This is a genomic window from Phreatobacter stygius, assembly GCF_005144885.1.
Taxonomy (GTDB): Bacteria; Pseudomonadota; Alphaproteobacteria; order Rhizobiales; family Phreatobacteraceae; genus Phreatobacter; species Phreatobacter stygius.
Window position 1 is genome coordinate 5,962,409 of record NZ_CP039690.1, and the last position, 12,276, is coordinate 5,974,684.

At 65.2% G+C, this 12,276-nt stretch carries 11 protein-coding genes; 5 read left to right on the forward strand and 6 right to left on the reverse strand.

Annotation, left to right across the window (positions count from 1 at the left end):
* Position 1 precedes the first annotated feature (1 nt).
* The 3 genes from E8M01_RS28100 to E8M01_RS28110 are packed head-to-tail and all read right to left on the reverse strand — an operon-like array spanning position 2 to position 2,460.
* On the reverse strand, positions 2 to 829 hold the full coding sequence (locus E8M01_RS28100; RefSeq protein WP_136963173.1) for an ABC transporter ATP-binding protein: 828 nt from the start codon (positions 827 to 829) through the stop codon (positions 2 to 4).
* Positions 826 to 1,521, reverse strand: coding sequence for an FCD domain-containing protein (locus tag E8M01_RS28105; RefSeq protein WP_136963174.1), 696 nt, complete (start codon positions 1,519 to 1,521; stop codon positions 826 to 828). Before E8M01_RS28105 ends, E8M01_RS28100 begins: the two co-directional genes overlap by 4 nt.
* A 9-nt stretch (positions 1,522 to 1,530) precedes the next feature.
* Positions 1,531 to 2,460 carry an ABC transporter substrate-binding protein gene (locus tag E8M01_RS28110; protein ID WP_136963175.1) on the reverse strand — a complete coding sequence of 310 codons (930 nt, stop codon included), beginning with the start codon at positions 2,458 to 2,460 and terminating at the stop codon, positions 1,531 to 1,533.
* Between the two features lie 96 nt (positions 2,461 to 2,556).
* On the opposite strand from E8M01_RS28110, the gene E8M01_RS28115 reads away from it, so the two are divergent.
* Both E8M01_RS28115 and E8M01_RS28120 read left to right on the forward strand, forming a co-directional pair.
* Positions 2,557 to 3,546, forward strand: a complete 990-nt coding sequence (locus tag E8M01_RS28115; RefSeq protein WP_136963176.1) for a fumarylacetoacetate hydrolase family protein — start codon at positions 2,557 to 2,559, stop codon at positions 3,544 to 3,546.
* A gap of 91 nt (positions 3,547 to 3,637) precedes the next feature.
* The gene (locus E8M01_RS28120) at positions 3,638 to 4,411 is read left to right on the forward strand and encodes a cyclase family protein (RefSeq protein WP_136963177.1); all 774 of its coding nucleotides are present in this window, start codon (positions 3,638 to 3,640) and stop codon (positions 4,409 to 4,411) included.
* Between the two features lie 524 nt (positions 4,412 to 4,935).
* On the opposite strand, the gene E8M01_RS28125 is transcribed toward E8M01_RS28120, so the two are convergent.
* Positions 4,936 to 5,931 carry a glycoside hydrolase family 25 protein gene (locus E8M01_RS28125; protein ID WP_136964875.1) on the reverse strand — a complete coding sequence of 332 codons (996 nt, stop codon included), beginning with the start codon at positions 5,929 to 5,931 and terminating at the stop codon, positions 4,936 to 4,938.
* Positions 5,932 to 6,302: 371 nt separating this feature from the next.
* On the opposite strand from E8M01_RS28125, the gene E8M01_RS28130 reads away from it, so the two are divergent.
* On the forward strand, positions 6,303 to 7,577 hold the full coding sequence (locus E8M01_RS28130; RefSeq protein WP_136963178.1) for a L,D-transpeptidase family protein: 1,275 nt from the start codon (positions 6,303 to 6,305) through the stop codon (positions 7,575 to 7,577).
* Between the two features lie 21 nt (positions 7,578 to 7,598).
* On the opposite strand, the gene E8M01_RS28135 is transcribed toward E8M01_RS28130, so the two are convergent.
* Together E8M01_RS28135 and E8M01_RS28140 are read right to left on the reverse strand one after the other, a co-directional pair.
* Entirely contained in the window at positions 7,599 to 8,582 is a 984-nt protein-coding gene (locus tag E8M01_RS28135) for a succinylglutamate desuccinylase/aspartoacylase family protein (RefSeq protein ID WP_215908814.1), read from the reverse strand.
* 148 nt (positions 8,583 to 8,730) lie between these two features.
* Positions 8,731 to 10,266 (reverse strand): GGDEF domain-containing protein, encoded by a 1,536-nt coding sequence (locus E8M01_RS28140; protein ID WP_136963179.1) that lies wholly within the window; start codon positions 10,264 to 10,266, stop codon positions 8,731 to 8,733.
* A gap of 348 nt (positions 10,267 to 10,614) precedes the next feature.
* On the opposite strand from E8M01_RS28140, the gene E8M01_RS28145 reads away from it, so the two are divergent.
* Positions 10,615 to 11,352 (forward strand): acetoacetate decarboxylase, encoded by a 738-nt coding sequence (locus E8M01_RS28145; protein ID WP_136963180.1) that lies wholly within the window; start codon positions 10,615 to 10,617, stop codon positions 11,350 to 11,352.
* A 57-nt stretch (positions 11,353 to 11,409) separates the two neighbouring features.
* On the forward strand, positions 11,410 to 12,177 hold the full coding sequence (locus E8M01_RS28150) for an acetoacetate decarboxylase (protein ID WP_136963181.1): 768 nt from the start codon (positions 11,410 to 11,412) through the stop codon (positions 12,175 to 12,177).
* Positions 12,178 to 12,276: the final 99 nt, after the last annotated feature.

Below are 12,276 nucleotides of genomic sequence, written 5' to 3' on the forward strand. Positions count from 1 at the left end.
CTCAGCTTTCCGATGCCTTGATGAAATCGAACAGGGTGCGCCTCAGACGCAGGAATTCAGGGTCCTCCCGGGTGGTGAGCTGGTCGCGCGGCCGCGGCAGGTCGATCTTCAGCTCGATGCCGATGCGCCCGGGGTGCGGCAGGAGCCCGATCACCCGGTCGCCGAGATAGATTGCCTCCTCGAGGTCGTGGGTCACGAACAGCACGGTGGCGCCGGTGGCCGCGGCCAGCGACAGAACCTCGTCCTGCAGGGACTGGCGGGTCATTGCGTCGAGCGCGCCGAAGGGCTCGTCCATCAGCAGCGCGCGCGGATCCTGCGCCAGGCAGCGCGCGATCTGCAGCCGCTGCTGCATGCCGCCCGACATCTCGGTCGGATATTTGGTCGCATGATCGGGCAGCCCGACCTTGGTCAGGTAGTCCTTGATCAGCGCGCCGCGCTGCGCCTTCGGCACCTTGGCGGCTTCCAGCGCCAGCGACACATTGCCGGCGGCGGTGCGCCAGGGCAGCAGCGCCTTGCCATAGTCCTGGAAAATGATCGCGATGTCCTGGCGCGGCGACAGCATGGGCGCGCCGGCGAAAGTGACGGCCCCACCGGACGGCTGGTAGAGCCCGGCGGCCAGGCGCAGCGCGGTGGTCTTGCCGCAGCCCGACGCGCCGATGATGCAGACGAATTCGCCCTTGCCGATCTGAAAGTCGATATCCTCGACGATCGTCTTGGCACCGAGGGTCAGGCTGACGCCGGAAAAATCGAAATGCGGCTCGGCGACCGGCCGACTTGGGCTCGCGCGTTCGGCGATCCCGTGGCTCTGGCTCTTGATCAACGCGTTCATTCCTGCACCTGGGGGTAGACGAACTCGAGGGTCTTCCTGAGATGGGACGACAGGGCCTCGCTCGCCGCGGCGAAATCCTGCGACAGCACGCTGTCGGCCAGCTGCTGGTGCGAGATGATGAACCGGTTGGGGTCGGAAAAGCCGCGCATCATGACCCGGCGGTAGCGATAGGCCTGGTCGTAGAGGCTGGACACCGCCTCGATCAGCCGGGGCGATCCGCAGCCATTGATCAGCGACGAATGGAAGGCCTTGTGCAACGCGTCGAATTCCTCCGTGCCTTCGCCGAAATGCTCGCCATGGCGTTCGACATAACGGCGCAGGCGATGAAGACTGGCGAGGATGCCGGCCTCCCAGGTGTCGGCGCGATGGGCGATCGACAGGCGCAGCGCCTCCATCTCGACGAGGACACGCACCTGCGTGATGTCGAGCAGGTCGTCGCGGCTGACGCTGGCCACCCGGAAGCCGCGCTGGCCGATGGCGATGATCAGCCCGCGCGAGACCAGGCGGGACAGGGCCTCGCGCAGCGGCGTCGCGCCGATCTCGTAACGCTCGACCAGGTCGACGATCCGCAGCCGCGCCCCCGGCGTCAGCGCGCCCGCCAGGATGTCCCGTTGCACCAGTGCGATGGCCCGGTCGGTGAGCGTGTCGCTGGCATGTCCGTCCTGAACGGGATCGCTGGCTGCGGACGTCATGAGGCGCTCCTATTCGAGGATGAGCTTGCTGAGATCGAGATTGCCCTGAAGCAGGTTCTGCTGGGTCATGACCGTGACCCACCAGCGCAGCATATTGCCGGTCAGGGCAGGGTCGGAATGGTTGCGCGGGCTCGCGCGGACCAGTTCCATTTGCTGCCGGGTGAAGCGGGCGATCGATTCCGAGGCCTTGTCCGGATCCGTATTGACGATCTGGGCGGCCTCGCGAATGCCGGCGCGGAACGCGCTGACGAGTTGCGGATTTTGCGCGGCCCAGCTGCGCGACGCGGCATAGATGATGATCGGATCGTTGCGCCCGAGTTCGGCGACATAACGCACCCCGACCGTGCCGATGCCGGCATTGAGCATGCGGGTGACGATCGGCTCGCCTGACAGCACGACATCGACGGCGCCGGAGCGGAGAATGTCGCTCATGGTCGGGAAGGTCACCTCGACGAAATTGACCTTGGCCGGGTCGACGCCATTGTCCATCAGCCATTTGACGAAGAGCACGTGCAGATAGGCGCCGAAGCCCGGCGCGCCGACCTTCTTGCCGATGAAATCGGTCGGTTTGGTCAGGGTCAGGCCGTTGCGCACGAAGGCCGTGACGACCTGGTTGGTCGGCGGCGTCATGACCGAGGCGCCGGCGACGCCGACCAGCCCGAGGCCGCCATCGGCGGCCTGCAGGAACACCGTCGCCGTCGGGCCGCCGATCTGGATCGAATTGGACAAGAGCGCCGCCGGGATGTTCGAATTGATGCCGATCAGCACCATTTCGGCGTCGAGGCCGAGCCGCTTGAAGATGCCCTGGTCGATGGCGACCATGGCCGACGCGCAGTCGGCGGTCGCGGTGCAGCCGATCTTCACCTTCTGCTGCGCTTGGGCCGCGCCGACCAGCAGCATGGTGGCGCCCGCAATCGTACCGATGAGCGATTTCAACATGTGTCCGGCTCCTCCCAGATGACCAAGCGTTGCGCTTGACTCATTATCTTTATCGATATTCCATACATATATATTTATTTTAAGCAAGGAGTGGTCATGAAGCTCGCGACGTTTCGACACGGCGGCAAGGCGCGCATCGGCGTCGTTCACGATGGCGACGGCAAGGTTTTCGACCTGGCGCTGGCGGCCGATCGCGCCGGATCGCAAAGCCAGGCCTTCCAGTCGATGCTGGACCTGATCGATGGTGGCGATGCCGCGCTCGACCAGGCGCGGCGGCTGTTCGACAGCCGCTCGGGCGACGCCGATCTCTCCCACGATCTGGCCGCGGTGGCGCTGCTTTCGCCGCTGCCGGAACCCCGGCAGATGCGGGATGCCATGTCGTTTCCGACGCATATCCTGCAAGGCGGCCGGGGGCCGGCGAAGCTCGCCGCGCGCCAGAAGGGCGACATGGCGGAACTGGCGCGGCTGAATGCCGAGCCGCTCGGCGAGTTGCCCGAGGTCTATCGGCAGGTGCCGATCTATTACATCACCAACCGGTTCAGCGTCGGCGGCACCGGGTCCACGGTCAAATGGCCGAAATACAGCAAGCTGATGGACTACGAGCTGGAGCTCGCCTGCATCACCAAGGGCAGGGGCGCCGATATCGACGCGAAGGCGGCCGGCAACCACATTTTCGGCTTCACCATCTTCAACGACTTCTCGGCCCGCGACGCGCAGCGCATCGAAATGGCCGGCCGGCTTGGACCGTCGAAAGGCAAAAGCTTCGACGGCGGCAATGTCATCGGTCCCTGGATCGTCACGCCGGACGAGATCGGCGATCCCTATCGTCTCGGCATGAAGGCGCGGGTCAATGGCGAGACGCGTTGCGACACGACCAGCGAGGGCATGCTGTTTTCCTTCGAGGAGCTCATTGCCCATATCTCGCGTGACGAGACCTTGATGCCGGGCGAGTTCATCGGCTCGGGAACCGTCGGCAATGGCTGCGGGCTGGAGCTCGGGTGGTTTCTCGAGCATGGCGATACGGTCGAGCTCGAAATCGAAAAGATCGGCATCCTGAAAAACCGCGTCGAGCGGCAGGCGGCCTGACACGACAGCGGCGGCCGTTTCATCCGGTGCACCTGGCGCATCCGGCTGGAGCGGCCGCCTTCATGATCCAAAAAAATCGAGGAGAAACGCCATGTCACGCCGACTGGTCGATATTTCGGTGCCCTTGCAGAACGACGTGCCCGCCGATCCGCCCGGCGGCCATCCGACGATCGAATATATCGACCACCAGCAGGGCATGGATCGCATGCTCAAGCATTTCCCCGGGCTCGCGCCGAAAGACCTGCCGGAGGGCCAGGCCTGGGCGGTCGAACGCATCACCCTGTCGACCCACAATGGCACTCATCTGGACGCGCCCTGGCATTATCACCCGACGATGAACCGGGGCGAGAAGTCCTGGACGATCGACGAAGTGCCGCTCGAATGGTGCCTGCAGCCCGGCGTGAAGCTGGACTTCCGCCATTTCCCCGACGGCTATGTGGTGACCGCCTCAGACGTCGAGCAGGAACTGGCGCGCATTGGCCATCAGCTGCAGCCGTTGAACATCGTCGTGGTCAATACCAGCGCCGGCGCCAAATATGGCCGCCAGGACTATGTCAATTCCGGCTGCGGCATGGGCTATGAGGCGACCATGTACCTGCTCGAGCGCGGCGTTCGGGTCACCGGCACGGATGCCTGGAGCTGGGACGCGCCGTTCGTCTACACCGCCCGGAAATATGCCGAAACCGGTGATGCCAGCCTGATCTGGGAAGGCCATAAGGCGGGCCGTCACATTGGCTATTCGCATATCGAGAAGCTGCACAATCTCGAGCAATTGCCCTCGACCGGTTTCACCGTGTCGTGTTTCCCGGTGAAGATCGAACGCGCCTCGGCCGGCTGGACCCGCGCCATCGCCATCATCGATTGACTTAAGGACACGCGTGCGGGGGTGAAAAGCCCCCGCGTACTGGCGTGCCGGCCTCAGTGCAGCCGGCGCTTGCCACACCGAAATGGCAGATGCCTTCGCCAGGCTTGGCGTCGGCATGCGGGACAATGATGCCGGTCGGGCAGGGCACGGCAGCGGCCTCGCCGCTGGCGGCGCAATGAATGACCGCTGAACGGACAATTCAATGCTTGTTTGATCTTGTCCTGCTATCCCTAGGTCATGTACCAGTTTCGCGTCCTGAATAGGCTTGTCGGATACGCCGCGCGCGCGTCGTTGGTGTTGGCAATCATCGGCACGCCAATATTGGCTCCAATTCTTGCTATCGTTCTTCTGTCCCGGGATCAGCTCTCCGCAACGGGACCATCTCCGCCCGCGGTTCTTCAGGTGCTGCCCGGCGCCCGGGACTAAGCCTCAGGCGGGTCGCCGAAATGGCGCCGCGGCGAGGCTGTCGCAAGAGCATTGCCGCGCAGGCCGCTTGGTTCGCTTGGCGACTTCGCGCCTGATCGCTACGAGCGCGCGAGCCAGGCCCGCCAGGCGCTCTCGTTGCCGTGGAAGACGTTGAGGTCGATCCGGCCGGTGACGCCGTGCGACAGGCCGGATCCCGAATATTGCCAGAACACCCAGTTGCGGCCCGGATAGACCCTGGATGGATGCTGCGCCACGGCGCGCAGCCAGAAGGGATGGTCGAGGAAAGCGCCTCGAAGATTGTCGCGATAGAAGTCCGGCGCCGTGTAGATGATCGGACGCTGGCCGTAATGGGCTTCGAGCCGGTCCATGAAGACCCGCATCTTTTCCAAGACCTGAGCGCGGGACGGGCGCCTCGTGCAACGGGACTCGCCGTTCCATTCGACGTCGATGACCGGTGGCAAGGCGCCCTGGACACGCGGGACATTGCGGATGAACCAGGCGGCCTGGTCGCTCGCCGATCGGCACCAATAGAAGAAATGATAGGCGCCGCGTCTCAGGCCGGCCGCATCCGCGGCGTGCCAGTTGCGGACGAACATCGGGTCGAGGTGATCGCCGCCATCGGTCGCTTTGATATAGGCGAAGTTGGCACCCTGGCTGCGAAGCTTCACCCAATCGATATCGCCCTGCCAGCGCGAAACATCGACGCCGTGGACAGCCAGCCTGCTGGGCGACGATGCGCCGAAATTGATTGGCTTGGCGTCGCGAAAACGGCGGCTGTGGACCTGCACGGCATCCGCCGCTATGCGTCGAACCGCCGGGGCAGCCGGCATGCTGGTCATGGCCGCCAGGACGGGCCTGCTGGCAGGCAAGGGCGCGTAAGCTGCGCCCGGCGCCGTCGAGGCCGGTCTCGGCCTGTCTTGCGGCAATGGCAGGCCGGTTGCGGCGGGGGGAGTGGCTGCGGCTGGCCTGGTGATCGAGCCGGTCGTCTCGACGGGTGGTTGCCGCGGGTCGGCGCCTTCAAGATATGGACTGGCGGCGCACCCGGCGAGGCCAAGACACGCGCATACGGAGGCAGCGACATAAGTAAGGCGCATGTTCATTCAGGTCGTCTTGGGGGCAACGCGAGGTGTTTTTCGTCTTTGTGTGACATTTCGCCCGAACTGCCGATGCGCCGGAAAAATTACACCACCTTTCGTTTGCCGGGAGTTGATCGCGTGAGAAAAGAGTCAATTTGAATTGTTATGGTTTATGAAATCTGAGCAACGTCCGCCGCTGATTTTGCGCATGTAAGGTCGTTGATATCAGCGATATTGCGTTTCAGCGTCCTGTCGGCGCGGAGTGACGCAGCGGGACTGGACGTTGTTGCGATCGCAAGCGCCGTTACGTCGCTGCCGTTAACCATAAAGGAGGCAAATCTCGGCAACTATCGGAACTGCAGGCGCTGTCGGAGCGTCGGAGATTTTTCGTGCCGCAAGCAACGTCCCATTCTCCGTCAGGCATCCGGGTCGATCGCCGCCAAGTCCTGATCGGCTCGACCGTTTCGGCCTTGTTTCTCGGCAGCGGCCATGCGTCCTGGGCGCAAGGTCCGCGGCAGGGAGCGAGCGGCGCGGCAATCAATGGCAGCGCTGCGGCGCCGCTGCGCCCGCATGCGGTGCGGAGCAGTCGGCCGGTTCTGGGAACCGACACGGTGCTGGGCCTGGAACGGGCTATCGACGATTATGCCGCGATCGTCTCGCGCGGTGGTTGGCGACCCGTCCCGGCGGGCGACAGGCTGCGCATCGGCGCGCGCGGCCGGGGCGTCTCGGCGCTGCGCGAGCGTTTGGCGGCGACCGGCGACCTTGGCGGCAATGCCCGCGGCGGCGATCTGTTCGACAGCACGGTCGAAGCGGCGCTCAGGCGGTTCCAGATGCGCCATGGGATATCGCCCGAGGGCCAAGTCCGCGCATCGACGCTGACGGCCCTGAATGTGCCAGCCGAGACGCGGCTGCGGCAGCTCGAGACCAATCTCGTCCGGGTGCGCGCCTATTCGGGCTTCCTTGGCAACCGCTATCTCGTTCTCAACATTCCGGCGGCGGAAGCCGAGGCGGTCGAGAACGACGTCGTGGTGTCGCGCCATGTCGCAGTGGTCGGCAAGGTCGACCGGCAGTCGCCGGTCATTTCGAGCCGCATCGCCGACATCAATTTTAATCCCTATTGGACCATCCCGGCCTCGATCATCCGCAAGGATTTGATCCCAAAAATGCAGGCCGAGCCGGATTATCTGGCGAGAAATCGGATTCGTCTCTTCAACGGCGAGAGCCAGGAGGTCGACGCCGCTTCGATCAACTGGAATTCGACTGAGGCTTTGAGATACCGGTTTCGCCAGGACCCTTTCGAGGGCAATTCCCTCGGGAATGTGCGGATCAACATCCCGAACGTCCATGCGGTCTATATGCATGATACCCCCGCCAAGGGCTTGTTCGACGAGGACCAGCGGTTTCATTCGTCCGGTTGTGCCCGGATCCAGGATATCCGCGGCCTGATTGCCTGGGCGCTGCAGGGAACAGCCTGGACCCGTTCCGAGATCGATCAGGTTCTGCAAACAGACGAGCGGATCGACGTGCGCCCGTTGCAATCGATCCCGGTCTATTGGGTCTACGTCACCGCCTGGGCCGATCCCGCCGGCGTGGTGCGGTTTCGCCACGATGTCTACGAGCGTGACGGCATCGCCTCTCAACTCGCCCTCAGCCCGCAACGCTAGCGCGGCTGCGGGGTGGGTCGCTCAGATCCGCCGGTCGCTGGCGACACCGAGATGGCAGATGCCTTCGCCGGGCTTCGGATTGGCATTGGGGAAAATGATGAAGCCCGGGCGAGCGGCCCTGACCGCCTCGCCATTGGCGCGCCGGGCGACGAGGTCGCCGGCTGCAACCGCATCACCGGTCTTCCAGCGGCCCTCCAGGCGGTCGCCCGCCTGTTCGCAGACAATGACATCGACCATGTGAATGACCGTCTGCGGGCGTAGCGCCGGTGCCGGCCCATCGGTCAGGCCAAGATGGGCCAGCGTGTTGACGATGGCGCTGTAGCCGACCTCGGCCGAGACCGGATCGTCGTGCAACCCGCACTCGAGCGTCACGCCGTAACCCCCGGAAAAGCGGATATATTCCGTGGTGCCCCAACCCTCGGCGATTGACGTGCAGGGAAAACCGATGCGCTCGCGCACGGCCAGCAGGCGCGCATAATTTTCCAGCCAGCCGTGAATGGCGATGGTCGTGCCGAGGCAGGCGGCCAGCGCGCCTTCGGCATCGGCGTGCCGGAAGGCTTCGAGTTCGCCCCGGTTGTTCTCCGGCCCGAAGAACGTGAAGGGGACGCCGGGGCTCTTGAATGAATGGATGTCGAGCAGCACGTCGTGCTGGCGCAGGAGTGAACAGAGGCGATTGCCGATCCGGTCCTCATAGTCGGCGGGATAGGGTTTCTCGCGCAGGTCGCGGTTGAGATTGCGGTCGCCTTCCCGGGTGTTCTGGAGATAGGCCTTCGGATTGGCCACCGGCACGAAGGTGACGTCGCCGCGCCGGATCAAGAGTTCGCCCGAGCGGCATGCGGCGATGGCGCGGCGAATGGCGTTCGGACCACAGATCTCGTTGCCATGCACGGCTCCCAGCACGATCAGCGCCGGACCGGCGCCGAGGCCAGAAAACCGGATGCTCTCGATCGGGCCGTGCAGGGCGGCATCCCGACGCGTCTCGTCCAATCCAAGGTTTTCGCTCAAGGCACTGTCCTTTCCGGAATCGGGGGCGAATAGCGAATAGCCAGTGGCGAATGGGGCATGCAGCGAAATGCCGCCGGCACAAATCGCTTGCGGCAGGGGGACGTTCACTGCGGTTTTCGCATCATCCCCATTCACTACTCGCCATTCGCTACGAAGCCTGGTGGGGGCCTTGCTGCCGCCGGAGTGCCGGCCGGGCGGACCGGCGCTCGACGATTTCGGTGCGGTTGCGGCCGAGCTCCTTGGCCCGGTAGAGCGCGCGATCGGCCAGCGCGATGAGTTCGTCGGGCTGCCATTCCGGCTTGGGCGTGAGGCAGGCGACACCAACGCTCAGCCGCTGCGCCGACCTGATCTCGCCGGGCTCGGTCTGCGCCAGGCAGGCGCGCACCAGCTCGGCCACCCGCACCGCGCCCTCGGCCTCGGTTCCCGGCAGCAGGATCGAGAATTCGTCGCCGCCGTAGCGCGCCCCGTGATCGCCCGGGCGCCGGATGCTGCCCTTGATCGCCGAACCCAGCGCCTGGAGCAGCTTGTCGCCCGCCTGATGGCCGTAGGCATCGTTATAGGTCTTGAAATGGTCGATATCGAGCATGAGCAATGCGAGCGGCTCCTGGGCGCGCGCCGCGCGCCCCCATTCCCGATCGAGCGTCTCGTTGAAATGGCGCCGGTTGGACAGGCCGGTCAGTTCGTCGGTCCGGGCGCGTAGCTCGAGTTCGGCCTCGGTGTCGGTGCGCCGCTTCAGTTCGCGCGCCAGATACACCGCCAGCGTGACGGTGACGGCGCAGAGCCCGGCGACCAGCAGGCTGACGATCGAGGCGTAGCGGCGCCACGACGCATAGATGTCGGCGAGGGATTGCCCGACCACGACGACCAGCGGCAATTCGCCGATCTGGCCATAGACCATGAGCCGGTCGATGCCGTCGGGGACGATCTTCACTTCATAACGGCCGGCTCTTTTCTGAGCAAAATGCCTGAACAGTTCCGTGGACCGGAGATTCCAGCTGAGCAGGTGTTCCTGGAAGGGCCACCGCATGAGCATGGTGCCGTCGGCGCGGGCCAGGGTGATGAGCCCGTCGGTGCCCAGAAACGTGTCCTTGAACAGGTTCTGGAAATATTCCAGGCGCAGGGCGCCGATCACCACACCGGCGAACGATCCGTCCGGATGGGAGAGGCGTCGGCTGACCCCGGCGCTGAGTTGCCCGGTGATCGGATCCTCATAGGGGCGGCTGATATAGATCCCGGCTGAGGCACTGCCCTTGTGGAACTGGAAGTAATCGCGATCGCTGAGGTTGACCGAAAGCGGATAGAGCGTCCGCGAATCCAGGTGCACTTCGCCGGTTTCATCGATGACCATGATGCCGCCGAGATGGCGCGCGGTCGTCGACCGGTCGAACAGAAGGACCTGGCGGAGTTCGGGGCTGACCTGATCGATATAGGGCCGCTTCAGGCCCTCGACGACGCCGGCGATCGACAGAGCGACGCTCTCGACGTTGTGAATGGTGTCGGTCTCGATCGCGGCAACCAGGCCGGTGGCGGTCTGAGCGGCACGCTCCAGGGCTGCGTGGCGCGCTTCGATCAGGACATGGGCGCAGACTGCGCAGAAGCAGCCGGCAATCAGGACGATCGGCGCGACCCAGCGCAAGGCGGGTCCCCGGTTCGCCCAGTTTGCCATCCAGCGGCTGCGAAGCATGTCCTGCAGTGTCCCTTGCCGAGCCGAGAATAATGCCAGAATTCGCTCTACCGAAGATTAATCCAGAGGGCTTGATGCAAGTCGAGCTGGCATTTCGCCTCGCGGCTCGCGCCGGCAGGGCGCGTTGCGCCGGTCGCGGGCCGAGGGTCACGCGGCGCGCGCGCTTGCCGGGCGGCAACCGGCGGCTGCCGGGGCCGGCCGAGCGGCACCAGCCGGACGACATGAGGGGACGAGAAACACCGGCCCGTGACATCCGCCTGTCGCGCCCCGTGTCATAGATCAGCGCGGTCGCGCTCGTCCGGCAGGGTGGGGTGCGTTCACCCTTTTTTTAAGGTGCGAGGTGAGCCCATGAAAGCCCAGGACGTCAGAGCATCCGCATTCGCCATGCCCTTGCACCGCCCGTCTTTTCCGCCGGGGCCCTATTGCTTCGTCGACCGCGAATATCTGACCATCAGCTATCGGACCGATCGCGCGCTGATCGAGCGCGTCGTGCCGAAACCGCTCGAGGTGATCGACGCCGCCGTCCGTATCGAATTCGTGCGCATGCCCGACTCGACCGGCTTCGGCGCCTATAGCGGCGCCGCCCAGGTCATCCCGGTGAAGTTCGGCCAGGAGACCGGCAGCTATACCCGCTTCATGTTCCTCGACACCCATCCGCCGATCTCGGGCGGACGCGAACTCTGGGGCTTTCCGCAAAAGCTCGCCGGGCCGAAGCTGGCGGTCGAGCACGACACGCTGGTCGGCACGCTGGATTTCGGCCGCGTCAGGGTCGCCACCGGCACCATGGGCTACAAGCACCGGCGCGCCGACGCCGAGGCGACGCTTGCCGGCTTCCTCGAGCCGACCTTCCTTTTGAAGATCATCCCGCATGTCGATGGCAGCCCGCGCATTTGCGAGCTGGTCCGGGTCACCAAGAGCGACGTTACCGTGAAGGGCGCCTGGACCGGGCCGTCGGCGCTCAGGCTGCATCCGCACGCCCTGGCGCCGCTCGCCGACCTGCCGATGGCGGGCGAGGTCACCGGCCTGCACATGATCGCCGACTACACGCTCGATCTCGGCACGGTGGTTCACGACTACCTCGCCTGAACCGCCGCCCACCGTTCACGTTTTGCGCGCCGACGCCCCGCTCCGAGGACCGTTTCGATGGAACCCGCCGATATCCGCAAGAACGCCTTCGCCATGCCGCTGGAAAACCCGTCCTTTCCGCCTGGCCCCTATCGTTTCGTCAATCGCGAATTCCTGATCATCACCTATCGGACCAGCCGCGAGGCGCTGGAACGGGTGGTTCCCGAGCCGCTCGAGATCGTCGAGCCGATCGTCAAATACGAGTTCATCCGCATGCCCGATTCGACCGGCTTCGGTGACTACACCGAATCCGGCCAGGTCATTCCGGTCAGGCTGCCGGACGGGCAGGGCGGCTACCAGAGCGGCGGTTTCGTCCATTCGATGTTCCTCGACGACGACCCGCCGATCGCCGGCGGGCGCGAACTCTGGGGCTTTCCCAAGAAGCTCGCCGCGCCGAGCCTGAAGGTCGAAGGCGACACGCTGGTCGGCACGCTCGATTTCGGGCCGGCGCGGATCGCCACCGGCACGATGGGTTACAAGCACCGGCGCATCCCGGACGAGACCGCGCTGCACGCGCTTCAGGAGCCGGGCTTCCTGCTCAAGATCGTTCCCCATGTCGACGGCCGCCCGCGCGTCTGCGAACTGGTGCGCTACTACCTGCGCGATCTCGACCTCAAGGGCGCCTGGACCGGGCCGGCGGCGCTGGAACTCAGCCCGCACGCCCTGGCGCCGGTCGCCGACCTGCCGGTGCTGGAGATCCTGTCCGGCGTGCATCTGATCGCCGACCTCACCCTCGACCTCGGCGAGGTCGTGCACGATTACCTGGACAACGATTACCTGGGCTGATCGGGTTCGGCGGGAGGCCGGCGGCTGCCGCCGCGGCGGCCCGTCAACGGGATGGCGCCGGGCAGGGCACGGGATGTAGCCTGGTCGGCGCTTGCATCC